Raw genomic sequence first — 24,199 nt, forward strand, 5'->3', positions numbered from 1 at the left:
TGAAGAACGCCCGGGTTCGACCGGGTTTGCTGAGACCTGTCTCACAGATCGATCGAGAATTAACCTCCCGGTCCGCGTGCGCCCTGTTTCCGGCGAGTAACCCGTGGGAGGATCTGCGGGATCCGGGAGGCCGGGACAGGCGCGGGCGGGGAGGACCAACCCATGGGCGGGGCTGTACAGCGAACGGAGACGGCGGGCGTACGCCCGTGGGTGCGGGCGGCCCTGCGCTGCGGAGCCGTCCTCGCGGCCGCCGCACTCGCCCTGCCGGTCGCCGCCGGGGCCGCCTGGGCCGCACCCGACCCGGGCGCCGGGACGACCGTAGCCGGAGCGGACCCGCTCGCCGCCGCCAAGGCCACCCTCGGCCCGCTGCTCGACCAGCTGCACGCGCTCTACCAGAGCGCCGAGGCCGCCACCGAGCAGTACAACGGCACCGTCGCCAAGGCCGCCGAGCAGCAGGCCGCGATCGCCGACCTGCAGGGCCGGCTGGAACGCCAGCAGAAGCAGGTCGACGCCGGCACCGACATCGCCTCGCAGCTCGCCGCCGCGCAGTACCGCAACGGCGCCGCCTCCGCCTACGCCGAACTGCTGCTCTCCAAGGACCCGTACGAGGCCGTCACCATCGCCGAGCTGCTCAAGACGGCCAGCCGCTCCCAGTCGGAGTTCCTGGACCGGCTGAAGAGCGACCGGGACGCGCTCGACGGGCTGAAGAAGCAGACCGAGGAGGCGCTGAAGGCCTCCCAGGCGCTCGTCGCCCAGCAGGACGCCGCGAAGGCCAAGGTGGCCGCCGACCTCGCCTCCGTCGAACAGGTGGTCTCCTCGCTGACCGGCGCCCAGCGCACCGAGCTGGAGCAGCTGGAGAAGGCGAAGGCGGACGAGGCGCAGCTCGCCTTCCTCGCCTCCGGCGCGCTCGGCAAGGGCGAGCGCACGCCCTCGCTGCAGGGTCGCGGAGCGGTGGCCTTCGCGCTGGCGCAGGTGGGCAAGCCGTACCTGTGGGGCGGTACCGGTCCGGACGCCTACGACTGCTCAGGCCTCACCTCCCAGGCCTGGCTGCACGCGGGCCGGCCGATCCCGCGCACCAGCCAGGAGCAGTGGGCGCAGCTGCCGCACGTGGCGCTGAACCAGCTGCGCCCCGGTGACCTGGTGATCTACTTCAAGGACGCCTCGCACGTCGGGATGTACATCGGCGGCGGGCTGATCGTGCAGGCACCCCGGCCGGGGGCGTTCATCAAGGTGTCGCCGATCGGCTCGATGCCGATCCTCGGCGCCGTCAGGCCGGACCCCTCCGGTGCGGCCGACGACGCGGGCGGCACCTGGAAGGTGCCCGACCTGCCGCCCGGCTGGGACTCCGTGACGCCGATCGCGCCGAGCCCCACCAAGCCGACCCCGCCGACCACTCAGCCCACCACGCCGCCGACCACCCCGAGTCAGCCCACCGGCACGCCGACCACCCCGACGACGCCGACCGCGCCGACCACCCCGACCGACCCGGGCACGCCGTCGGGCACCGGCACGCAGACCCCGACGCAAACGCCGACCCAGACCCCGACGGGCACGCCGACGACGCCGACCGGCACCCCGGGCACGCCCACCCCGACCGGGACCGGCACCCCGGCGGGCACCCCGACCGTGACCGGCTCGGCGAGCGCCTCGGTGCCGGGCAGCCCCACCGCGACGCTGCCGCTGGGGACGCCGACGCACCACTGACGCCGCCGCCGTACGACGGCGAAGGCCGCCCGACGTCCGAGGACGTGGGGCGGCCTTCGCGTCGGTCGCGGGGTCATTCGCCGGTGTCGGGCTCGAAGCGGATGACCACGGCCTTGGAGGTCGGGGTGTTGCTGATGTCGGCGGTGGAGTCCAGCGGGACCAGCACGTTGGTCTCGGGGTAGTAGGCCGCCGCTCCGCCGCGGGCGACGGGGTAGTGGACGACCCGGAAGTGGGGGGCACGGCGCTCGACGCCGTCCTTCCACTCGCCGACCAGGTCGACGTACTCGCCCTCGGTCAGGCCGAGCTCGTCCGCGTCGGCGGGGTTGACCAGGACCACGCGGCGGCCGCCCTTGATGCCGCGGTAGCGGTCGTCGAGGCCGTAGATGGTGGTGTTGTACTGGTCGTGGGAGCGCAGGGTCTGCAGCAGCAGGCGGCCCGGCGGGACCTCGGGGGCGGTCAGCGGGTTGACGGTGAAGTTCGCCTTGCCGGTCGCGGTGGGGAAGGTGCGGGAGTCGCGCGGGCCGTGCGGGAGGGTGAAGCCGCCGGGGCGGCGGACCTTCTCGTTGTAGTCCGTGAAGCCCGGGACGACGCGGGCGATCCGCTCGCGCAGGGTGTCGTAGTCGGTGGCGAAGTCCTCCCACGGCACGGTGTCCCGCGGGCCGAGGACGGTACGGGCGAGGCGGCAGACGATCGCGGTCTCGGAGAGCAGGCCCGGTGCGGGCGGACGCAGACCGCCGCGGGAGGCGTGCACCTGGCCCATCGAGTCCTCGACGCTGACGAACTGGGCGCCGGCCGCGGTGACGTCCCGGTCGGTGCGGCCCAGGGTGGGCAGGATCAGGGCGCGGGCGCCCGTGACCACGTGCGAGCGGTTGAGCTTGGTGGAGACGTGGACGGTCAGTCGGCACCGGCGCATCGCGGCCTCGGTGACCTCGGTGTCCGGGGTCGCCGCGACGAAGTTGCCGCCCATCGCGAAGAAGACCTCGACCTTGCCGTCGCGCATCGCGCGGATGGTGTCCACCGAGTCGAAGCCGTGCTCGCGCGGCGGTTCGAAGCCGAACTCGTTCTCCAGCGCGTCGAGGAAGGCCTTGCTCGGGCGCTCGAAGATGCCCATCGTCCGGTCGCCCTGGACGTTGCTGTGCCCGCGCACCGGGCAGACCCCGGCGCCGGGGCGGCCGACGTTGCCGCGAAGCAGCAGGAAGTTGACCACCTCGCGGATGGTCGGGACGGCGTGCTTGTGCTGGGTGAGGCCCATCGCCCAGCAGACGATGATCTTCTTCGAGCCCAGCACGAGCCGACCGAGCTCCTCGATCTGCTCCCAGGGCAGGCCCGTCGCGGCGAGCACCTCGTCCCGGTCGGTCTTGCGGGCCTGGGCCTCGAACTCCTCGAAGCCGTGGCAGTGTTCGGCGATGAAGTCGCGGTCGACGCCGTCCTGCTCCAGCACGATCCGGTTGAGCGCGCGGAACAGCGCGAGGTCGCCGCCGAGGCGGATCTGCAGGAAGAGGTCGGTCAGCTTGGTGCCGTGGCCGACCAGGCCGCGGGCGTTCTGCGGGTTCTTGAACCGCTCCAGGCCGGCCTCCGGCAGCGGGTTGACGCTGACGATGGTCGCGCCGGCCCGCTTGGCGCGCTCCAGGGCGGAGAGCATCCGGGGGTGGTTGGTGCCCGGGTTCTGGCCGGCCACGATGATCAGGTCGGCCTGGTAGAGGTCCTTGAGGCTGACGCTGCCCTTGCCGACGCCGAGCGTCTCGGTGAGTGCCGAACCGGACGACTCGTGGCACATGTTGGAGCAGTCCGGCAGGTTGTTGGTGCCGAGCCGGCGGGCGAACAGCTGGTACGCGAAGGCGGCCTCGTTGCTGGTGCGGCCGGAGGTGTAGAAGGCGGCGCCGTCCGGGGTGTCCAGGGCGCGCAGCTCCTCGGCGATCAGCGCGAAGGCGTCGTCCCAGGAGACCGGCGTGTAGTGGGTGGCGCCCTCGTCGAGCAGCATCGGCTGGGTGAGCCGGCCCTGCTGGCCGAGCCAGTAGCCGGAGCGCTCGGCCAGCTCGGCGACCGGGTGGGCGGCGAAGAACTCGGCGCGGATCCGGCGCTCGGTGGCCTCCTCCGCGACGGCCTTGGCGCCGTTCTCGCAGAACTCGGCGGTGTGCGTCTTGTCCGGCTCGGGCCAGGCGCAGCCCGGGCAGTCGAAGCCGTCGGGCTGGTTGACCTTGCGCAGGGTGGCGAGGGTGCGGCGGGCGCCCATCTGCTCGGCGGCCATCCGCAGGCTGTGGCCGACGGCGGGCAGCCCGGCGGCCGCGTGCTGGGGCGCCGACACCTCGGGGGCGTCCTGCGCCGGGTCGCTCTGCGGGGCCTGCTTGGCCATGACTGCGCTCCTCGGGTTCTGCTCGTTCGAGCCGCCGCACCGTCGCGGGGGCTCGGTGCCCATCCTTCCACCTGGCCGAAGACGGGGGGAGGGGCGGAGGGGAGGGGAGAGGGAGGTGGCGGGGGAGGAGTGGACGGCGTCGGTAGAGTCCTGTCCGTCATGGCGGATGGGGGAGGGGCGCGCGTGCGAGTCGGTGACGTCCTGGACGGCCGGTACGAGCTGGTGGAGAAGCTCGGTCAGGGCGGCTTCGGGGTGGTGTGGCGGGCCCAGGACACCCGGATGCGGCGGCCGGTGGCGGTCAAGGTCATCGGGCACCACGGCGGCGACCAGGCGAAGGCCGCCCTGCGGTTCGTCCGGGAGGCCTGCGCGGCCGGCAACCTGTCGCACCCGCACATCGTCACCGTGCACGACCTCGGTCAGTGCGAGGTCGGCGACCGGGAGGTCACCTTCCTGGTCATGGAGCTGCTCACCGGCCGCACCCTGACCGAGGTGCTGCGCGAGGGGCTGCCCGAGCCCGCGCTCAGCCTGCGCTGGGGGCGGCAGATCAGCGGTGCGCTGGCGGCCGCGCACGACGCGGGCATGGTGCACCGGGACATCAAGCCGGACAACGTGATGATCACCGACGCCGGGCACCTCAAGGTGCTGGACTTCGGCATCGCCCAGCTGGACACCGGCGCGGGCGGGCTGACCACCACCGGCACGATCGTCGGCAGCCCGGCGTACATGGCGCCCGAGCGGTGGACCGGCGGCCGGGTGGACGGCCGGGCCGACCTCTACGCGCTCGGCTGCGTGCTGGTCGAACTCTTCACCGGGGCGCGGCCGTTCGGCGGGGACTCGACGCCGGTGCTGATGTACCAGCACCTCAACGAGGCACCCCCGCCGCTGGATCCGGCGCAGTTCGGGCTGCCGCCCCAGGTGGCCGGGCTGGTCGCGGAGCTGCTGGCGAAGGACCCGGCGGACCGGCCGGCGGACGCCCGGACGGTCGAGCGGCGGCTGGCGGAGGCGGCCGCGGCGCCGGGCACCGGGGCGGGCGCGGTGGCGGCGGTGCCGACGGTGGTGGACCGGGCGGCGCCCGTGTCAGGACCGGTCGGCGAGGTCGCGGTGGGCCCGGTGGCGCCGGTGGTGCCGGTGGGTCCGGTGGCGCCGGTGGTGCCGCCCGCGCCGACCGCTCCGCCCGTCGTGCCCGCCGCGCCCCCGGCCGCACCGCCCGTCGCTCCGCCCGTCGCTGCGGGTGCGGGCCCGTCGGTGCTGTCGCCGCTGACCACGCCGCCGGTACTGGCCGCGCCGCCGTCCGACGCCGTACGGGCGGCGCTGCGCGAGCGGCGGTCGGCCGCGTACCGGGCGGCGACGGCCGGGGAGTCGGCGATCCAGCTGCAGGCCGTCGCCCAGGAGTGCGTGAACGCGCTCGGCGCGAGCGACCGGGACACCCTGTGCACCTGGCGGGACTTCACCTGGTACCTCAGCCGGGCAGGCGACCTGGACGGCGCGATCCGGCTGCTGACCAGCGTCGTGGACGACATGCGCTCGGCCCTCGGCCCGCTCGACCCGGACACCCTCGGCGCCCGCTACCACCTGGTGTGGTGCATCGGCGAGAGCGGCGCGGTGGTCACCGCGATCCGGCTGCTGAACGGGCTGCTGCCCGATCTGCACGCCGCCTGGGGCCCGCAGGACACCCGCCTGCTCAAGGCGCGGCACGACCTCGCGGTGCACCACGCCAACCGGAACGACCTGCAGAGCGCCGTGATCCACTTGAACGCGCTGCTGCCGGACCTCGCCCGGGTGCTGGGCGAGCACCACCCAAGCACCGTCCAGGCCTGGCAGGACCTGGCCGGCTACCAGCAGCGGCTCGCCCAGGCGGGCCGCAGGGGCGCGGGCGGTCCGCACCGGCGGCGGCCGCCGCGGATGAGCCCGATGGAGGTGCTGGCGCTGGTACGGCGGCTGCGGGTCTGGGACTTCGCCACCGACGAGGAGGCCCGGGCCTGCATGGACGCGCTGGACCGCGGGATCGGCCTGAAGGGCGTCGCGGACGTGGTGTTCGACGCGCCGGACCACGTCTCGGACGAGGACCTGGTGGAGGAGATCTTCGGCCCCTGAGGTCCCCGAGGCCCCTGAGGCCCCCGGGGTCCCCAGGGTCCCCGAGGTCCGCGAGGTCCGCGAGGTCCCCGAGGCCTCTGCCCGGTCGACGCACGCTCATGCCGCCAGCGCCGCCGTCCGCAGTGCGGCCAGCGCCCGCAGCAGCGCCCGGGCGGCCGCGTCGTTCTGCCGGAACCCCGGTGCGTCGGTGCGCGGGCGGGCGAAGGCGGCGGCGGAGCGCAGGCTGGTGTGCGGGCCGAGCGCGGTGCGGCGCGGGTGCGGGGCGCCGCCCAGGGCGGGGTCGAGCAGTCGGCTGTCGGCGGGGGCGATGGTGACCAGGCCGGAGTGGTGGGTGTAGTCCCCGTCACTCACCACCTCCTCCGCGATCCGCCCGGTGCGGTGCAGTTCGCGCAGCACCGGGTCGAGGGTGCGGGCCAGCGCGTGCTTGGGCAGGTACGCCTCGACGAGCGCCGTCGCGTGGACGGTGTGGCCGGGTACGGTGGTGCCGGAGGCGCGCCAGGTGCCGGTGGCCTCGTCCCGTTCGACCCGGACGCCCGCGCCGAGGAAGCGCACCACCCCGGCCTCGGACAGGGCGAGCAGCTGGCGCAGCCGGAAGCCGGGCGGGCCGGAGGCGAGGAAGCTGAAGTAGCCGAAGAACCACTCGTCCACCTCCTCGGCGATCGAACGGGCGGTGAGCCGGCCGCTGGCGAGCACCCGCTGGAGCTGCCCGAAGAGCGAGAGCAGGGCGAGGAAGGCGCCGAGGTCGGCGCTGTGCGCGGGGTCGGCGCGGCGGTCGGCGTCGGCGGTGACGTAGGCGCGCAGGTGTGCCTGGAGCTCCTCGGCGGAGTCGAGTTCGAGGCCGGCCAGCGGGTGGTCGAGCCGCTCGAAGTCGATCCGGTCGGCCGGGTCGGGGACGGCCTCGGCGACGAGGGCGGTGAGTTCGGGGGTGTACCAGTCGTGCCGGTCGTACCGGGCCAGGAACTCGGGCCAGGGCAGGGCGGTGCGCCCGGGGTGGGCGTGGAACAGCTCGTGGTAGTGCCCGAAGGCGACCTCCTTGGCCATCAACGGCCAGAAGTCGCGACGCAGTTGCAGCGGTCCCCGGCCGGCGAGCACGGCGTCGACGGCGGCCGCGTCGAAGTACCGGGGGAGCGGGGCGTGCGGCCCCTGCAGGCGGTAGCCGGTCTTGGAGTGGTACGGGACGCCGCGCCGGGAGCCGAGGTGGAGCACGGGCTCGCGGCCGGACGGGTGGTAGCGCAGCGCGTCCCCGTGCCCGGTGGGCTCGAAGCGGCCGCCGCGGCCCTCGGTGAGCAGCGCGAGCAGGTCGACGGAGGCCAGGCCGAGGCCGCGCAGCACCACCTGCTCGCCTGGGGCGATGACCGCCAACTCGGCTGCCACGTCGGCGGAGTAGGCGGGTGGGAGGTGGAAGCGGCGGTGCCGGGTGGCGAACTCGGCGTCGGCGGCGTGGCGCGGGTGCGGGGCCGAGTCGAGGTGGCCGAGGGTCAGGGCGACGTGGTCGGCGGTGAGCGTCCGGTCGCCGAGGTGGACGGTCTGCGGGCCGTCGGCCGGGCCGTCGATCCGCCGGACGGTGTCCCGGTGGACGGTGACGCGTACGTGCGGCGGCAGGTCGGCGACGGCGCGGCGGAACACCCAGTCCAGGTAGGCGCTCTGGGCCCGGCGGGTGGGGAAGTCGGTGGGTGCGAGGGTGTCCAGCTCGGCCCGGACGGCCGGGTCGGCGACCTCGCGGTAGGGCGCGAACTCGCGCCGCCGTACCGCCCACTCGCCGAGCGAGGGGCCGGGGCGGACCGGTCCTTCGAGGGTCGAGCGCTCGTCGGTGAACATGGTGACGTCCTCGGCCATCGAGTTCATCCGCAGCAGCGGGGACTGGTCGTGGCGCCAGATCCGGCCTGCGCCGGGCGGGTACGGGTCGACCAGGTGGATCTCCAACGGCCGGTCGGCGGGCAGGAGTTCGGCGGCGTTGGCGGCGATCCGCTCCAGCAGTCCGGTGCCGCGCGGGCCGGCGCCGACGATGACGAGCGAGGCCGTCATGCCTTCACCACCCGCAGGAAGGCCGCGCGGGCCCGCTGCAGCGGCGTGGGCGGCAGCCCGTCCCGGGTCGCCCCCCTGGCGAAGTGCCGCTCCACGTAGTACTGGCCGATGGACAGCAGGGTGGTGACCACCAGGTACCAGATGGTGGCGACCATCAGCATCGGGATGACCTGGTACGACTGCAGGTAGACCAGCTGCACCGAGTAGAGCAGGTCGGAGACGGCCAGCACGCTGACGATGCTGGTGCCCTTCAGCGCGCCGATCAGCATGTTCCCGGCGGTCGGCACGATCGCGCGCATCGCCTGCGGCACGACGATCCGGCGCAGCACCCGCCACCGGCCGAGCCCGAGCGCGGCGGCCGCCTCCAGCTGGCCGCGGTCCACGGAGAGGATGCCGCCGCGGATCACCTCGGCGGCGTACGCGGTCTCCAGCAGGGTGAGGCCGATGACGGCGGTCAGGGTGGGGCCGATCAGGTCGACCGTCCTGACCGTGACGAACTCGGGGCCGAACGGGATGCCGAGGCCGAGCGTCGGGTAGAGCGCGCCGATGTTGAAGAAGAACAGCAGCTGCACCAGCGGCGGGGTGGAGCGGAAGATCCAGATGTAGCCCCAACCGAGCGTGCGCAGTACCGGGTTGGCGGAGAGTCGCATGGTGGCGAGGACGGTGCCGAGCACGAAGCCGAGGGCGAGGGTGACGGCGGTCAGCCAGAGGGTCAGGGCGAGGCCGTCGAGCACGGACCGGGCGGTGAACCACTGCGCGACCACGCTCCACCGGAAGGCCTCGTTGCGGATCACCGAGGTGACCGCCATCGCCGCCAGCAGCAGTGCGACGGCGGCGGCGATCCACTGGCCGGGCTTGCGACGGGCGACGATCCGGGCCTCGGGGGCGGGCGGCGGGGCGGGACGGTCGAGTGCGGAGGGGGCGGGCAGGACGTCCTGCGGGGTGGCCATGGCGGAGGCTCCTGGCGGGAGTGCGGGCGGGAAGGGGTACGGGCGGTGGCCTCGTACGCGCGGCCCGCGTCCCTCAACACGGCCTGCGCCTTGCACTGCACTCCGCGTCGATCGTACGCATGCGCGATCGACGGCTGTCAAGGGTGGTCCGGAGGCGACGGGGACCGTCGGAAGGGCGACAGGAGATCGCAACACTGCGGCAACGAGGGATGGTTGACGTACCGGAGGGGCGACTGCTCAACTTGGGGCCATGTACGCCGAGCAGCCCCTGGTCACCCGCGACCACATCGACTTCGGTCGGGTGTGGTCCGCGGCGTGTCGCGGCTGACGCGGTAGCGGCCGCCCGTCCGGCCTGATCGCCCGCGGGGGAGCCTCCCTCGGTTCACCCCGCCCCGGTCCGCGATCCCCCTTCCGAACCGACGTCGCGCCGATCGCGCGCACCCGTCGATCCCTTCACGCTGCGCTCCAGCAGTTCCCCGCCGTCCCCTGCACCGTCACGTGCTCGTACGGCCGCCCCGCCGCGGCCGCCTCCGGTCTTCCCACCCGCAGCCCACCGGATCCCCGCTCACCCGAAAGGTTCCGCCATGCCCGTCGAATTCCTCGGCATCGCCGCCACCGGCGATGGTTCGGAGACCACCCCGCGCACCACCGCCGCCTTCGACCGCGACTACACCCTGCGGCTGGCCCGGGCGCACGAGGACCACGGCTGGGACCGGGTGCTCTTCGCGTACGGGGCCGGCGCCCCGGAGCCGGCGGCCGCGGCGGCCTTCCTCGCCTCGCACCTCGACCGGCTGCAGATCCTGCTGGCGCACCGGCCGAACGTCTCCTACCCGACCTTCGCCGCCAAGACCTTCGCGACCCTGGACCGGATCAGCGACGGCCGGCTGACCGTGCACTTCATCACCGGGGGCAACGACCACGAGCAGCAGCGCGAGGGCGACTTCCTCACCAAGGACCAGCGGTACGAGCGCACCCGCGAGTACATCGGCATCGTGAAGAAGGCCTGGACCAGCCGGGAGCCCTTCGACCACGAGGGCCCGCACTACCGCTTCAACGACTTCGTCTCCGACGTCTTCCCCGTTCAGCAGCCGCGCCCGGCGGTCTCCTTCGGCGGCTCCTCGGACGCGGCCTACGCGGCCGGCGGAGCGGAGGCGGACGTCTACTGCCTCTGGGGCGAGCCGCTGGCCCGCACCGCCGAGCAGATCGAGCGGGTGAAGGATGCGGCGCGGGCCGCCGGGCGGACCGACGTGCCGCGGATCCAGGTGGCGTTCCGGCCGATCATCGCGCCGACCGAGGAACTGGCCTGGGAGAAGGCGCACCGGACGGTCGCCGCGATCCGGGCCCGCCGGAGCGCCGACCGGCGGCCGGGGGGCGGCACCGCACCCGGGGCTGCGGCACCCGAAGCCGCGGCACCCGAAAACGCCGGCTCCCAGCGGCTGATCGAGATCGCCGAGGCCGGCGAGCGCTACGACCGCGCGCTGTGGACCCCGACCGCCGCGGCCACCGGCGGGGCGGGCAACTCCAACGCGCTGGTCGGCACCCCGGAGACGGTCGCCCAGGCGCTGCTGGACTACCACGACCTCGGCGTGGACATCCTCTCCGCGCGCGGCTACGACCTGCTGGGCGACGCGATCGACTTCGGCCGCTACGTCATCCCGATCGTCCGCGAGGAGGTCGCCAAGCGGGACGCCGCCAAGGCCGCGGCCGAGCAGGCGGCCCGGGCCGAGCGGGCCGAGCGCGACCGCCACCAGCTGATCGCGGTGCAGGCGTGAGCGCAGCACCGGTGGCCGAGTTCCGCCGGGTCTCCGTCGAAGACCCGCTGGTCGAGCCGCTGCTGCGGGAACTCACCCACGAGTACGTCACCCGGTACGGCCCCGAGGCGCACCGGGAGATGAGCCGCTACCCGGGCGAGGCCTTCGCCGAGCCGCACGGGGTGCTGCTGCTCCTGCTGGAGGACGGCGAGCCGGTGGCCGGCGGCGCGTACAAGCGCTACGACGAGCACACCGCCGAGGTGAAGCGGATGTGGACGCACTCCGGGCACCGCCGCCGCGGCCTGGCCCGCCGGGTGCTGGCCGAACTGGAGCGCACCGCGGCCGCGGCCGGCTACACCCGGCTCTACCTCACCACCGGCCCGCGCCAGCCGGAGGCCAGGGGCCTCTACCTGGCGACCGGCTACACGCCGCTGTTCGACGTCACCGCCGATCCGCTGACGATCGGGCCGCTGCCCTTCGAGAAGCCGCTCCCCGTCCTCGCCCGGACCCCCTGAGCCGGACCCCAATAGCCCCGCGCCCCTGAGCCCCGCGCCCCTGAGCCCCGCCCCCTGAGCTCCGACCCCCTGGAAGGCCCCCGTGAGAACCACCACCGTCCGCCGCCGCCTGCTCGCGGCCACCGCCCTGCTGCCGGTCCTGGCGCTGGCCGCCTGCGGCTCGGACCCGAAGATCGCGGGCGCGGCGGGGGCGGGCGGCCCGGCCGCCCCCGCCACCGAGGACGTCGTCGCCGGCCTCGCGAAGTCGGACGCGGCGGCCGCGCTGCTGCCCGAGGAGGTCCGCAAGGCCGGCACGCTGAAGTTCGGCTCCTCCTTCGGCGCGCCGCCCACCGCGTTCTACGTCGACCAGGTCAGCAAGAAGCCCGCCGGGATCGACGTGGACTTCACCGACGCGGTGGCCAAGCTGCTCGGGCTGACCGTGGACCGGCAGGAGGCCGCCTTCGAGACCATCCTCCCGGCGCTGGACAGCGGGAAGTTCGACGTCGGCACCGGCAACTTCGGGGTCACCACGGCCCGGCTGAAGACCATCGACTTCGTCACCTACATCGACGACGGCCAGGGCTTCGCGGTGAAGAAGGACGACACCGCGATCCAGCCGGTCACCGACCTGGTCCAGCTGTGCGGGCTGACCGTCGGCACCGGTGCCGGCACCACCTTCGAGACCACCCTCAACAGCCGGAAGAACGTCTGCACCGACGCCGGGAAGAAGCCGTACGAGGTCAAGGCGTTCAGCGAGAGCGGCGCGCTGCTGACCAGCCTCCAGCAGGGCCGGGTGGACATCGAGATGTCGACCATCAACGGGCTGCGCCACCAGGCCGCGCAGGAGGCCTCCGGGACGCGCTTCCTCGGCGAGTTCCACCGCCTCGACGTCGGCTTCGCCTTCAAGAAGGGCTCGAAGCTCACCCCGGCCTTCCAGGCGGCGGTCAACCAGCTGATCAAGGACGGGACGTACGAGCGGATCCTGCGCAAGTGGGGGGTCGCCGACTCGGCGATCAAGGAGTCGCAGATCAGCCCGCCCGAGCACGCCTGATCCGGGATCCGTCGACGACGAGGTCCCTCGAAGCCAAGGTCAGTCAAGCCGAGGTCAGCCAGAGGAGTCCGATGACCGTCAGCACCGAAGCACCATCCGCCCCGGCCCGTCCGAGACCCGCGGCGGCGGCCACTGCCGGGGCCGCCGTCGACCTCGACGAGCTCGGCACCCTGCGGACCGTTCCCGCCCGGCACCCCTGGCGCTGGGCCGCCGGGATCGCCGCGCTGGTCGTCCTCGCCCAGTTCGCCCACGGCCTGGCCACCAACCCCGGCTGGGACTGGGCGACCTTCCGGCTCTACTTCACCGCCGACACGATCCTCCAGGCGATCGGCCGGACCCTCGAACTCACCGCCTACGGAACGGTGCTGGGCTTCGTGCTGGGCGCCGGGGTGGCCGCGATGCGGCTGTCCCGCAGCGCGATCCTGCGGTCCATCGCCTGGGCGTACGTCTGGGTGTTCCGCTCGATCCCGCTGATCGTCCAGCTGGTGTTCTGGTTCAACCTCTCGTACCTGTACAAGCGGTTCGGCTTCGGCATCCCCTTCGGCCCGACCTTCGGGGACTTCGAGACGGTGGGCGTGCTCAGCGCGCTCGGTGCCGCGGTGCTCGGCCTCGGGCTGCACCAGGCCGCGTTCGCCGCCGAGATCATCCGCGGCGGCATCATCGCGGTGGACGCCGGCCAGCGGGAGGCCGCCGCCGCGCTCGGCATCCCGCGGTGGCGGCAGGCCTGGCGGATCGTGCTGCCGCAGGCCATGCGGGGCATCCTGCCGGCCGCCGCCAACGAGGTGGTCTCGCTGCTCAAGGGCACCTCGGTGGTCTACGTGATGGCGATCGGCGAGCTCTTCTACCAGACCCAGGTCATCTACGGCCGGACCGGCCGGGTGGTGCCGCTGCTGATGGTCGCCACCGTCTGGTACGTGGTGCTGACCACCGTGCTGTCGGTCGGCCAGTACTACGTCGAGCGCTACTTCGCCCGCGGCGCGCAGCGCACCCCGCCGCCCACCCCGCTGCAGCGCGTCCGGGCCTTCGTCCGGAGCCTGCCGGCCCGCACCCAGCCCGCCGCCCGCACCTCCGGAGGACAGCCGTGACCACCCTGACGAAGACCGGCCCGACCACGGCCGCACCGATGGTGCAGGTCCGCGGCCTGCACAAGAGCTTCGGCCGGCTGGAGGTGCTGCGCGGGGTCGACCTGGACGTCCCGGCCGGCTCGGTGACGGTGGTGCTCGGCCCGTCCGGCTCCGGCAAGTCCACCCTGCTGCGCGCGATCAACCACCTGGAGAAGCTGGACCGCGGCCACGTCGCGATCGACGGGGAGCTGATCGGCTACCGGCGCTCCGGGGACCGGCTGTACGAGCTCAAGGAGCGCGAGGTGCTGCGCCAGCGCACCGGCATCGGCTTCGTGTTCCAGAACTTCAACCTGTTCCCGCACCTCACCGTGCTGGAGAACCTGGTCGAGGCGCCGGTCGCCGCACTGCGCCGGCCCCGGGCCGAGGCGAAGGCGGCGGCGCTGGCGCTGCTGGAGCGGGTCGGGCTGGCCGACAAGGCCGCCGCCTACCCCCGGCAGCTGTCCGGCGGGCAGCAGCAGCGGGTGGCGATCGCCCGGGCGCTGGCGCTGGAGCCCAAGGTGCTGCTGTTCGACGAGCCGACCTCGGCTCTCGACCCGGAGCTGGTCGGCGAGGTGCTGGACGTCATCAAGGACCTGGCCCGCAGCGGCACCACGATGATCGTGGTCACCCATGAGATCGGCTTCGCCCGCGAGGTCGCCGACACCGTGGTCTTCATGGACGGCGGCGTGGTGGTCGAGCAGGGCCCGCCGGCCGAGGTCCTGGACCAGCCGCGGCACGAACGCACCCGGGCCTTCCTGGCCAAGGTCCTCTGAGCCCCCTTCTTCCTCGAAACGAACCAAGTCCCCTTCACCGAGCAGGAGTTCCGCCATGTCCCTACCCCGTCGCGCCCTCGTGAGCTCGGCCGCCGCGCTCGCCGCCGTCCTCGTCCTGGCCGGCTGCGGCAGCGGTGCCACGGGCGCCGCGGCGGAAATCGCCCCGGCCAAGGGCAGCACCGCGCCGAACGGCACGGTGGTGAACCTGTCGCCGAACCAGAACCGGGTGACCACGCCCAAAGTCGACGCGATCGCGGCGCTGGTCCCGGAGGAGATCAGAAAGAAGGGCACGCTGACCGTCGTCGACTCCATCGGCACCACCCCGCCGCTGGACTTCTACGCCAACGACGACAAGACCATCATCGGCGTCGAGCCCGACATCGCCACCCTGATCGGCGGAGTGCTCGGCCTCAAGGTCGAGTTCAACCCGGTCTCCTGGGAGAACATCTTCGTCGGGCTGGACAGCGGCAAGTACGACGTGGGCCTGTCCAACATCACCGTCACCGAGGCGCGCAAGGAGAAGTACGACTTCGCGACCTACCGGTTGGACATCCTGGGCTTCGAGGCGAAGAAGGGCAGCAGCCTCAAGGTCGCCGGCCCCAAGGACCTCGCGGGCAAGTCGGTCGGCGTCTCCACCGGCACCAACCAGGAGAAGCTGCTGATCGCCTGGAGCGAGGAGAACGTCAGGAACGGCCTCAAGCCGATCGACATCAAGTACTTCCAGGGCACCGAGTACCACCTGGCGCTCTCCTCCGGCCGGATCGAGGTCTACACCGGCCCCAACCCCAGCCTGGCCTTCCATGCCGTGCAGACCGGCGAGACCGAGGTCGTCGGCACCTACTCGGGCGGGGGCGCCGACGTCCTCGGCAAGATCGCGGCGACCACCAGGAAGGACAACGGCCTGGTCAAGGCGCTCAACGCGGCGGTCGACGAGGTGATCAGGAACGGCACGTACGGGCAGGTGCTCAAGCGCTGGGGCCTGGACGGCGAGGCCGTGCAGACCTCCGAGATCAACCCGCCGGGGCTGCCCAAGCCCAAGCCGTAGCGACGGCGATCGCGGAGGCCGTGGCGACAGCCGCCGCCGAAGCCGGGGCCGGATCAGGACGGCCCGGTCCCGGCTCGTTCACCCGTTCGCCCCCGCCCGCCGCTATGGTGACCCCTCCGACGGCGAACGCCGGGCGGGCGCGGTCGAGTTGGGGGAGGGCATGGAGAAGGGCGAGGTGCTCGGCGGTCGCTTCCGGCTGGAGGAGCGGCTGGGCAGGGGCGGCTTCGGCGTGGTCTGGCGGGCGACGGACACGACCATCGACCGGCAGGTCGCGGTCAAGGTGCTGCTCGCGGAGCACGCCACCGACCGGGAGGCGGTCAGCCGGTTCGTCCGCGAGGCCAGGACGGCCGGCGGCCTCAACAACCCGCACATCGTGACCGTCTACGACTACGGCTGGACGGACGCCGGCTCCGGGAAGATCCCGTACCTGGTGATGGAGCTGGTCCGCGGCCGGGCGCTGTCCGCGGTGCTCAAGGACGGCCTGCCGGACCACGCGGACGCGCTGCGCTGGATGCGGCACATCTGCAAGGCGCTGGACGCCGCGCACCGCTCGGGCGTCGTCCACCGGGACATCAAGCCCGAGAACGTGATGATCACGACGGAGGACTTGGGGGCGCGGGCCAAGGTCCTGGACTTCGGCATCGCCCGACTGGTCACCCAGACCGTCCGGCTCACCTCCACCGGCAACGTGGTCGGCACCGTCCCGTACCTCGCGCCCGAGTGCTGGTCCGGCGGCGCGGTGGACGGGCGGGCCGACCTCTACGCGCTCGGCATCATGCTGTACGAGGTCTGCACCGGCGCACGCCCGTTCCGCGCCGCCTCGGCCGCCGAGTACATGTACAAGCACCTGGAGGAGGTCCCGCCCCGGGTGCGCAGCAAGGACCCGGCGCTGGCCGAGCTGGTCGCCCGGCTGCTCGACAAGCGGCCCGAGGACCGGCCGGCCGACGCCGCCGAGGTGCTGCGGCGGCTGCGCGCCGTCCGGCCGGGGATGCTGCGCCCGGACGACCCCAGCCCGGAGCAGCTGCGCCGACGGGCCGACCGGGCCTGGCAGCACGGCGCGGCGGGAGAGCCGGGCGAGGCGGTGCAGATCCTCACCGCGCTCGTCCCCGACTTCGCCCGGATCTGCGGCCCGGACGACCCGCGCACCCTGCGCACCTGCCACGACCTGGCCCTCTGGGTCGCCCGGGACGGCAGCCCGGGTGCCGCGGTCGCCCTGCTCGACGAGCTGACCCAGGTGCCGGGCGCCGCCCCGGAGGCCCGGGCCGACGCGCGGCGCGACCTCGCGCACTGGCAGCGGGAGGTCGCCAGGGCCGGCCCCGGCCGGCCGAGAGCCCTAAGCCTGGGGGTGCTGCTCGGCGGCGGCCCGCAGGGCGGCTGAGGCGCCTTCGGCGATCGGGTCCCCGTGCCCGAAGACGACGGTCTCCACCGGCAGCGCGGCCAGCCGGTGGAAGGAGGCCAGCGCCCGGGCCGGATCGGTGTTGAACACCCCGGGCATCAGGACCTGGACATTGGCGACCACGTCCCCCGTGAACAGCACGCCGGGCCCGGGCAGGTGCAGCGCGATGCTGCCGTCGGTGTGGCCCGGCACATGCACGACCACCGCGCCGCCGCCGGTGTCCAGCACGTCCCCGTCCTCGACCTCGCGGTGCACCGGGCAGGGCTCGGCGGGCGGGATCGGCGGCAGGCCGTCCCAGAGCTGCTGCTCGAAGGGGCTGAGCAGCGGCGGCACGGGCGGCTGCTCGCGCCGGATCACCGGTGCGTCCAGCCGGTGCGCCACCACCTCGGCGCCCCAGCGCCGGGCGAGCTCGGCGGCCGAGCCGGTGTGGTCCTCGTGGTGGTGGGTGAGCACGATCCGGCGCAGCGCGGCCGGCTCGGACCCGATGGCGTGGATGCCCTTCTCGATGTCGTCGGCCGAGCCGGCGATGCCGGTGTCGACCAGGGTCAGTCCGTGTTCGTCCCGCCAGAGGTAGGCGGTGCCGAACTCCAGTGTGATCATGTGCAACTCGTCGCGTACCCGGGTGATCTCCATGCTCCGGATCCTGCACGTCCCACCGCCCGGGCACGCCCGCGTTCGCCCTGAGCGTGCGGGACTTCGCCGAGGGCAGAGCCGTCCGGGCGCTTCCCGGTCGCAGGCGCACCGGATCTCGGGGCTTCCCGGTCGCAGGCGCGCCGGATCTCGGGCGCACCGGACGTCGGAGGACCGGATCTCGGGCGCACCGGATGTCAACCGTGCGGCCACCCGAGCCGGGCCCCGGTCCATCCCGGGAATCGGGAGGATTTCGCCCATCGGGACGGTCTGGTCCCGCCGTCCGCGGCGTTGGTATACCTCGTTGCCGGACTCCGGAGCGGTCTGCGCACCGCCCCGGTGAGCTGCGACGAAAGGCTGGTGAAGGATCGATGAAGCTCCTGCGCGTCGGACCCCCGGGCGCCGAGCGCCCGGTCGTCCTGGGTGGGGACGGCACCGCGTACGACCTCTCCGGGCGGGCCCGCGACCTCGACGGCGCCTTCCTGGCCGGGCTGGACCCGGCCGGGCTGGCCGCGGACCTGGCCGCCGGCGTCCTGCCGGTGGTGGACCTGGACGGGCAGCGCGTGGGCGCGCCGGTGGCCCGGCCGGGCAAGGTGGTCGGCATCGGGCTCAACTACCGCGACCACGCCGCCGAGGCCGGGGCCGCGATCCCGGCCGAGCCGGTGATCTTCCTCAAGCCGAGCTCCACCGTGGTCGGCCCGTACGACGAGGTGCTGGTGCCGCGCGGCGGCGAGAAGACCGACTACGAGGCCGAGCTGGCCGTGGTGATCGGCCGCACCGCCCGCTACCTGGACTCGCACGCCGAGGCCGTCGGCGTGATCGCCGGCTACACCATCGCCAACGACGTCACCGAGCGGGCGTTCCAGTTCGAGCGCGGCGGCCAGTGGGACAAGGGCAAGTCGGCGGAGACCTTCACCCCGCTCGGGCCCTGGCTGGTCACCGCCGACGAGGTGGCGGACCCGCAGGCGCTCGGGCTGCGGCTGTGGGTCAACGGCGAGCAGCGGCAGCACGGCAGCACCGCCGACATGATCTTCCCGGTGCTCGAACTGGTCCGCTACGCAAGCCAGTTCATGGTGCTGGAGCCCGGCGACGTGATCGTCACCGGCACCCCCGCCGGGGTCACCCTGGGCCGCCCCGGCACGCCGTACCTCGCCCCCGGCGACGTGGTCGAGATCGAGATCGACGGCCTCGGCCGCCAGCGCCAGGTGCTCGGCAAGGCCTGATTCCCCCGGCCGGGCCTGACTCTCCGGGCACGGCCTGGCCCTCTCGGCGAGGCCTGACCCTTGGCACGGGGGTCGGGTCCACCGCGGAGCCGGGGGCGTGTCAGACCCGCCCCAGCACCTCCCGCAGCCGCGCGGCCCGCGGCGCGTCCGGGCCCTCCAGCGCGAGCAGCCCCGCCAGCACCTGAGCCGTCTGCGGGTCGTGCAGCGCCGTGGCCGCCGCCATCGCGGTGAACTGGTCCACCAGCCAGTCGCGCAGCTCGTCCACCGGCAGCGTGCGGCCCTCGTCCAGCCAGCTCAGCGACGCGCCCTCGACCACCGCGATCCAGGAGCGCACCAGCAGCGTCAGCCGCGGCCCGGCCTCCCGCACGCCGAGGTGGCGCAGCGTGCGGCGCAGCGCGGCCCGCCGGACGTCGTCCACGATCGCCGAGGTCCGGGCCGTCTCCACCACCGAACCGCCGCGCAGCAGGGCGGAGTAGCCCGCGTCGTGCTCGGCGACGAAGGCGAAGTAGCCGTCCAGTACGGCCGCCAGCTGCTCGGACGGCGTCCCGGCCAGCGGGACGGCGAAGCGGCTGGTCAGCTCCTCGGCCGCGGTGCGCAGGGCGGCCTCGTACAACTGCTGCTTGCCGCCCGCGAAGTAGCGGTAGACCAGCGGGCGGGAGGCCTCGGCGGCCTCGGCGACGTCGTCCAGGCTCACCTCCTCGGGCGGCCGGGAGGCGAACAGCTCCAGGGCGACCGCGATCAGCTGCTCGCGCCGCTGCTGGACCGGCAGCCGGCGGTAGCCGGTGCGGCGCGGGCGGGGGTCGGGGTCGACCGGGGCGGGGACCTGGTCGGATGCCGGGGTGGGGCGGGCTTCCATGGCGGTCAGCGTAATGGGCGTCGGACGGATCGGATCCTGTCGCGGCCGAACGGATTTCCCCGGATCGGGCATGAGTACGGGTCGTCAGATGCCATTGGCAAAGGGGTTACAAACGGGCCGTACCGAGAAATGATGTACAGATGGTTGAAGAACTGATCAACGTCGACGGCGGCACCCCGCGCCGCATCGCGGACGCCTACGTCCGTGCCCTGGCCGAGCTCGACCCGCTGACCGCGGTCTACCTCGGCCTCAACCCCGAGGACGACCGGCTGCCCGACCTCTCCCCGGCCGGCCGCGAGGCGATCGCCGACCTCGCCCGCCGCACCCTGGCACAGCTCGACGAGGCCGAGCAGGCCGGCGCGGCGAAGGACGAGGCCGAGCACCGCTGCGCCCGGCTGCTGCGCGAGCGGCTGACCGCCGAACTCGCCGTCCACGACGCGGGGGAGAACTTCCGCGCTGTGCGCAACCTGGCCTCCCCGATCCACGACCTGCGCGAGTCCTTCACCCTGATGGCCACCGGCACCGAGGCCGAGTGGCAGGTGGTCGGCCGCCGGCTGGCGAAGGTCCCGGTCGCGCTGGAGCAGTACCGGCAGACCCTGGCCGAGGGCATCGAGCGCGGCCTGCTGTGCGCTCCGCGCCAGGTGACCACGGTGGCCGGGCAGATCGACGAGTGGCTGGAGGGCGAGGCGCCGGGCGGATGGTTCGGCGAGTACGTCCAGGAGGCGCCGGAGTCTCTGCGTGCCGAGCTGTCCGGGCACGCGGTGGCCGCCGCCGAGGCGCTGGTCGCGCTGCGCGACTGGATGCGCGAGGTCTACGGTCCGGCGGCCGCCGGCACCCCGGACGCGGTGGGCCGCGAGCGCTACCGCCGGTGGGTCCGCTACTGGGTCGGCGCCGACCTGGACCTGGACGAGGCCTATGCCTGGGCCTGGACCGAGTTCCACGACCTGCTCGCCCAGATGCGCGCCGAGGCGGAGAAGGTCCTCCCCGGCTCCGACCCGATGGCGGCGATGGAGTGGCTGGGCACCGACGGCCCCGCCGTCGAGGGCGGCGAGGGCATCCGGGAGCACCTGCAGGGCCTGATGGACCAGGCGATCCGCGACCTCCAGGGCACCCACTTCGACCTGGCCGAGCCGGTCACCCGGGTCGAGTCGATGATCGCCCCGGCGGGCAGCGCCGCCGCGCCGTACTACACCCCGCCGTCGCTGGACTTCACCCGCCCCGGGCGGACCTGGCTGCCGCTGCTGGGCCGGGAGCGCTTCCCGCTCTGGGACCTGGTGTCGATCTGGTACCACGAGGGCGTCCCGGGCCACCACCTGCAGCTCGCGCAGTGGAACTACGTCGCCGACCGGCTCTCCACCTACCAGGTGAGCCTCGGCGGGGTCAGCGCCAACCTGGAGGGCTGGGCGCTGTACGCCGAGCGCCTGATGGACGAGCTCGGCTACCTCACCGACCCGGGCCAGCGCCTCGGCTACCTCAACGCGCAGATGATGCGGGCGCTGCGGGTCATCGTCGACATCGGCATGCACGCGGGCCTGGACTTCCCCGCCGACTCCCCGTACAAGCCGGGCGAGCCGGTCAGCCCGGAGCACGCCCGCGAGTTCTTCGGGCAGTACTGCGGCCTGACCGACGACTTCCTGGACAGCGAGCTGGTCCGCTACCTGGGCATGCCGGGCCAGGCGATCGGCTACAAGCTGGGCGAGCGCGCCTGGCTGCGCGGGCGGGCGGCGGCGAAGGCGGCGCACGAGGCGCGGGGCGAGGAGTTCGACCTCAAGGCCTGGCACATGGCGGCGCTCTCGCAGGGCTCGCTGGGGCTGGACGACCTGGTCGAGGAGCTCTCGGCGCTCTGACCGGAGCCGTGCGGAACCAGGGTCCCGGGGGCCTCGTCCCGAAGTCCCAGGACCCTGGTTCTTTTGTCCTAAAAGTCCGATTTGGTGAGGATTTTCCTTGCCCTTCGGTCGGGCCGGGGTATTGGCTGGAAGGCGACTGCGTGACCTCTCCGCCACACTCCGGAAGGGCTCGATCAGTGACTGTGCAAACCGCCACCGGTCATGCGGGCGCGGACAGCCGACGCTGGTGGGCGCTGGCCGTCATCGCCGTCGCCCAGCTCATGATCGTCCTCGACATCACCATCGTGAACATCGCGCTGCCGTCCGCCCAGAAGGACCTGGGGATCTCCGACGCCGACCGGCAGTGGATGATCACCGCCTACACCCTCGCCTTCGGCGGCCTGCTGCTGCTCGGCGGCCGGCTGGGCGACCTCTTCGGACGCAAGCGCGTCTTCACCGTCGGCCTGCTCGGCTTCGCCCTCGCCTCCGCCATCGGCGGTGCGGCCGTCACCCCCGCCATGCTGTTCGGCGCCCGGGCCCTGCAGGGCGCGTTCGGCGCACTGCTCGCCCCCTCCGCGCTGGGGCTGCTCTCGACGACCTTCTCCGACCCCAGGGAACGCAGTACGGCCTTCGGCATCTTCGGCGCGATCGCCGGCAGCGGCGCCGCGATCGGCTTCATCACCGGCGGCCTGCTGACCGAGTACCTGAACTGGCGCTGGTGCCTGTTCGTCAACACCCCGATCGCGATCGCCACCGCCGTGGCCGCCCGCTTCGTGCTCGCCCGCGACCACGTCGCCAAGGGCCGGCGGGTCAGACTCGACCTGCCCGGTGCGCTGCTCGGCTGCTCCGGCCTGCTCGCCATCGTCTTCGGCACCTCCGAGGCCGTGACCAGGGGCTGGGGCGACTGGCTGGTGCTGGGCTCGCTGGGGCTCGGCGTCGTGCTGCTCGCCGCCTTCGTCCTGGTCGAGAAGCACACCGACCACGCGCTGCTGCCGCTGCACATCGTCGGCGAGCGCAACCGCGGCGGCGCCGCCCTCTCGGTCGGCCTGGCCATGGTCGGCATGTTCGGCCTGTTCCTGTTCCTGACCTACTACCTGCAGGTGATCAAGCACTTCTCGCCGGTGATGTCCGGCGTCTCCTTCCTGCCGATGACCGCGGCGATCATCGCCAGTTCGACGGGCTTCGCGGCCCGGATGATGAACAGGGTGCCCTCCCGCAACCTGATCGCCCCCGGTCTGCTGCTCGCCGCGGGCGGCATGGCCTGGCTCACCCAGATGAAGGTAGACAGCCCGTGGGCCGCCATGGTGCTGCCGGCCCAGCTGCTGCTCGGCTTCGGCATGGGCCTGGTGTTCATGCCGTCGATGAGCCTGGCCACGCTCGGGGTCGCCCCGAACGAGGCCGGCGCCGCGTCGGCCACCATCAACTCGGCCCAGCAGGTGGGTGGTTCCTTCGGCACGGCGCTGCTGAACACCATCGCGGCCAGCGCCACCGCGACCTATCTGGCCACCCGGATCGCCTCCGACCCGGCGGTGCAGGCCCAGGGCGCGGTGCACGGGTACGCGGTCGCCACCTGGGTGGCGATGGGCGTGCTGATCCTCGCCGCGCTGGTCGCGTTCGTGATGATCAACCACCGTCCGGCACCCGGTGAGGCGACCGGCTTCGAGGGCGGCGCGGAACCGGCCGCCGAAGCCGCCGCCGTACCGGCCGTGGACGGGCGGCGGAGCCCCCGGGAGGCCGCCATCGCCGACGTCAAGGCCAACGTCCGCACGGGTGGCGAGGTGCGGACGGAAGCGGGAACGGAGCGGCCACCGACCGATTGAAGTTTGCAGCAAGGTCTTGCAGTCAACCTTCGGCGCCTGCTTGACTCCTGGCCACCATCCAGGGATCAAGGAGGCGCCGTCGTGCTGCCCGAGTCCGCGCTCGAGACCGCGCCGCCGGAGTCCGAGTTCGACCTGCTGGTCGTCGGCGGTGCCGGCGTCGACACCATCGTCCGGGTCGAGCGGCTGGAGATCCCGCCCGGCGACTCGCAGTTCGTCGGGCCGGTGCGCGACTACGTCGGCCACACCGGCAACGGCGTCGCCCTCGGCGCGCACCACCTCGGCCTGCGCACCGCCTTCCTCGACTTCCTCGGCGACGACCCGCAGGGCGCCCTGGTCCGCGCCGCGTACCGGCGCCACGGACTGCACTTCGCGCACCTGGTGACCCCGCACGGCACCCCGCGCGGGGTCAACCTGGTGGACGCCGCCGGCCGCCGGTTCTCCTTCTTCGACGGCCGCCACCCCGCCGACCTGCGGCTGCCGCGCGAGTTCTACCTCCCGTACGCCGAGCGCAGCCGGCACGTCCACCTGTCCATCACCGGCGTCAACCGCGACATGTACGGCGACCTGCACCGGCTCGGCCGCACCACCTCCACCGACCTGCACGACTGGGACGGCGCCGACCCGCACCACCGCGACTACGCGCTCGGCTCCGACCTGGTCTTCCTCTCGGTGGCCGGCTGCCGCGGCCGGCACCAGGAGGTGATGCGGGCGATCCTCGCCGAGGGCCGCGCCCGGGTGGTCGTCGCCACCGCGGGAGCCGAGGGCTGCCACCTGCTCACCCCGGACGACGACGCACCGCGCCACCTGCCCGCCGTCGACCCGGGCCGCCCGGTGGTGGACACCAACGGCGCCGGGGACGCCTTCGTGTCCGGCTTCCTGTACGCCTGGTTCCGGGGCCTCCCGCCGCTGGACTGCGCCCGGGCCGGCTCGGCGGCCGGGGCCTTCGCCTGCACCGCCGCCGGGACGCACACCGCCTTCCTCGGGCCCGCTGAACTGGAGGCCGCGCTCGCGTCACGCACGCCCGAGTGACGGATTTCTCATCGACCTCCAAGCCACCGGTAACGTCCTTTCCAGGCGACTCCGTCATAGTCGTTGACCGAGCACC

18 protein-coding genes are annotated in these 24,199 nt (G+C 73.6%); 13 read left to right on the forward strand and 5 right to left on the reverse strand.

All coding sequences use genetic code 11. The annotated features are described in order from the left end of the window. Positions 1–162 precede the first annotated feature (162 nt). Positions 163–1,704, forward strand: a complete 1,542-nt coding sequence (locus ACZ3TI_RS13510) for a C40 family peptidase (protein WP_465726363.1) — start codon at positions 163–165, stop codon at positions 1,702–1,704. Positions 1,705–1,777: 73 nt separating this feature from the next. On the opposite strand, the gene ACZ3TI_RS13515 is transcribed toward ACZ3TI_RS13510, so the two are convergent. Then, entirely contained in the window at positions 1,778–4,057 is a 2,280-nt protein-coding gene (locus ACZ3TI_RS13515; protein ID WP_465726364.1) for an FdhF/YdeP family oxidoreductase, read from the reverse strand. Positions 4,058–4,240: 183 nt separating this feature from the next. On the opposite strand from ACZ3TI_RS13515, the gene ACZ3TI_RS13520 reads away from it, so the two are divergent. Further along, positions 4,241–6,151, forward strand: coding sequence for a serine/threonine-protein kinase (locus ACZ3TI_RS13520; RefSeq protein ID WP_465726365.1), 1,911 nt, complete (start codon positions 4,241–4,243; stop codon positions 6,149–6,151). Positions 6,152–6,247: 96 nt separating this feature from the next. On the opposite strand, the gene ACZ3TI_RS13525 is transcribed toward ACZ3TI_RS13520, so the two are convergent. Further along, positions 6,248–8,176 carry an FAD/NAD(P)-binding protein gene (locus tag ACZ3TI_RS13525; protein WP_465726366.1) on the reverse strand — a complete coding sequence of 643 codons (1,929 nt, stop codon included), beginning with the start codon at positions 8,174–8,176 and terminating at the stop codon, positions 6,248–6,250. Then, a complete protein-coding gene (locus tag ACZ3TI_RS13530; protein ID WP_465726367.1) occupies positions 8,173–9,126 on the reverse strand; it encodes an amino acid ABC transporter permease in 954 nt (317 codons plus the stop codon). Before ACZ3TI_RS13530 ends, ACZ3TI_RS13525 begins: the two co-directional genes overlap by 4 nt. A 584-nt stretch (positions 9,127–9,710) precedes the next feature. Here ACZ3TI_RS13530 and ACZ3TI_RS13535 point away from each other — a divergent pair. The 7 genes from ACZ3TI_RS13535 (at position 9,711) to ACZ3TI_RS13565 (ending at position 16,721) form a co-directional block, all read left to right on the forward strand. Beyond that, complete coding sequence (locus ACZ3TI_RS13535) at positions 9,711–10,898, forward strand: LLM class flavin-dependent oxidoreductase (RefSeq protein ID WP_465726368.1); 1,188 nt, start codon at positions 9,711–9,713, stop codon at positions 10,896–10,898. Beyond that, entirely contained in the window at positions 10,895–11,392 is a 498-nt protein-coding gene (locus ACZ3TI_RS13540) for a GNAT family N-acetyltransferase (RefSeq protein WP_465726369.1), read from the forward strand. The genes ACZ3TI_RS13535 and ACZ3TI_RS13540 overlap by 4 nt, the downstream gene beginning before the upstream one ends. An 82-nt stretch (positions 11,393–11,474) precedes the next feature. Then, on the forward strand, positions 11,475–12,422 hold the full coding sequence (locus ACZ3TI_RS13545) for an ABC transporter substrate-binding protein (RefSeq protein WP_465726370.1): 948 nt from the start codon (positions 11,475–11,477) through the stop codon (positions 12,420–12,422). A 71-nt stretch (positions 12,423–12,493) separates the two neighbouring features. Then, positions 12,494–13,507 (forward strand): amino acid ABC transporter permease, encoded by a 1,014-nt coding sequence (locus tag ACZ3TI_RS13550; RefSeq protein ID WP_465726371.1) that lies wholly within the window; start codon positions 12,494–12,496, stop codon positions 13,505–13,507. Between the two features lie 38 nt (positions 13,508–13,545). After that, on the forward strand, positions 13,546–14,298 hold the full coding sequence (locus ACZ3TI_RS13555; protein ID WP_465726565.1) for an amino acid ABC transporter ATP-binding protein: 753 nt from the start codon (positions 13,546–13,548) through the stop codon (positions 14,296–14,298). A gap of 55 nt (positions 14,299–14,353) precedes the next feature. Then, positions 14,354–15,343 carry an ABC transporter substrate-binding protein gene (locus ACZ3TI_RS13560; protein WP_465726372.1) on the forward strand — a complete coding sequence of 330 codons (990 nt, stop codon included), beginning with the start codon at positions 14,354–14,356 and terminating at the stop codon, positions 15,341–15,343. A 160-nt stretch (positions 15,344–15,503) separates the two neighbouring features. Beyond that, positions 15,504–16,721 (forward strand): serine/threonine-protein kinase, encoded by a 1,218-nt coding sequence (locus ACZ3TI_RS13565; RefSeq protein ID WP_465726373.1) that lies wholly within the window; start codon positions 15,504–15,506, stop codon positions 16,719–16,721. Here ACZ3TI_RS13565 and ACZ3TI_RS13570 read toward each other — a convergent pair. Continuing rightward, positions 16,677–17,372, reverse strand: coding sequence for an MBL fold metallo-hydrolase (locus ACZ3TI_RS13570; RefSeq protein ID WP_465726374.1), 696 nt, complete (start codon positions 17,370–17,372; stop codon positions 16,677–16,679). The genes ACZ3TI_RS13565 and ACZ3TI_RS13570 overlap by 45 nt on opposite strands. Before the next feature lie 368 nt (positions 17,373–17,740). Here ACZ3TI_RS13570 and ACZ3TI_RS13575 point away from each other — a divergent pair, with 368 nt between their 5' ends. Next, positions 17,741–18,592, forward strand: a complete 852-nt coding sequence (locus ACZ3TI_RS13575) for a fumarylacetoacetate hydrolase family protein (RefSeq protein WP_465726375.1) — start codon at positions 17,741–17,743, stop codon at positions 18,590–18,592. 100 nt (positions 18,593–18,692) lie between these two features. Here ACZ3TI_RS13575 and ACZ3TI_RS13580 read toward each other — a convergent pair whose 3' ends face one another. Continuing rightward, complete coding sequence (locus ACZ3TI_RS13580) at positions 18,693–19,448, reverse strand: TetR/AcrR family transcriptional regulator (protein ID WP_465726376.1); 756 nt, start codon at positions 19,446–19,448, stop codon at positions 18,693–18,695. 140 nt (positions 19,449–19,588) lie between these two features. Between ACZ3TI_RS13580 and ACZ3TI_RS13585 the strand changes: the two genes are divergently transcribed. The 3 genes from ACZ3TI_RS13585 (at position 19,589) to ACZ3TI_RS13595 (ending at position 24,123) form a co-directional block, all read left to right on the forward strand. Further along, on the forward strand, positions 19,589–21,295 hold the full coding sequence (locus ACZ3TI_RS13585) for a DUF885 domain-containing protein (protein ID WP_465726377.1): 1,707 nt from the start codon (positions 19,589–19,591) through the stop codon (positions 21,293–21,295). A 176-nt stretch (positions 21,296–21,471) separates the two neighbouring features. Next, positions 21,472–23,094, forward strand: coding sequence for an MFS transporter (locus ACZ3TI_RS13590; protein WP_465726378.1), 1,623 nt, complete (start codon positions 21,472–21,474; stop codon positions 23,092–23,094). 81 nt (positions 23,095–23,175) lie between these two features. After that, complete coding sequence (locus tag ACZ3TI_RS13595; protein WP_465726379.1) at positions 23,176–24,123, forward strand: carbohydrate kinase family protein; 948 nt, start codon at positions 23,176–23,178, stop codon at positions 24,121–24,123. Positions 24,124–24,199 lie beyond the last annotated feature (76 nt).

The sequence above is a fragment of the Kitasatospora sp. NPDC023120 genome (assembly GCF_055560835.1).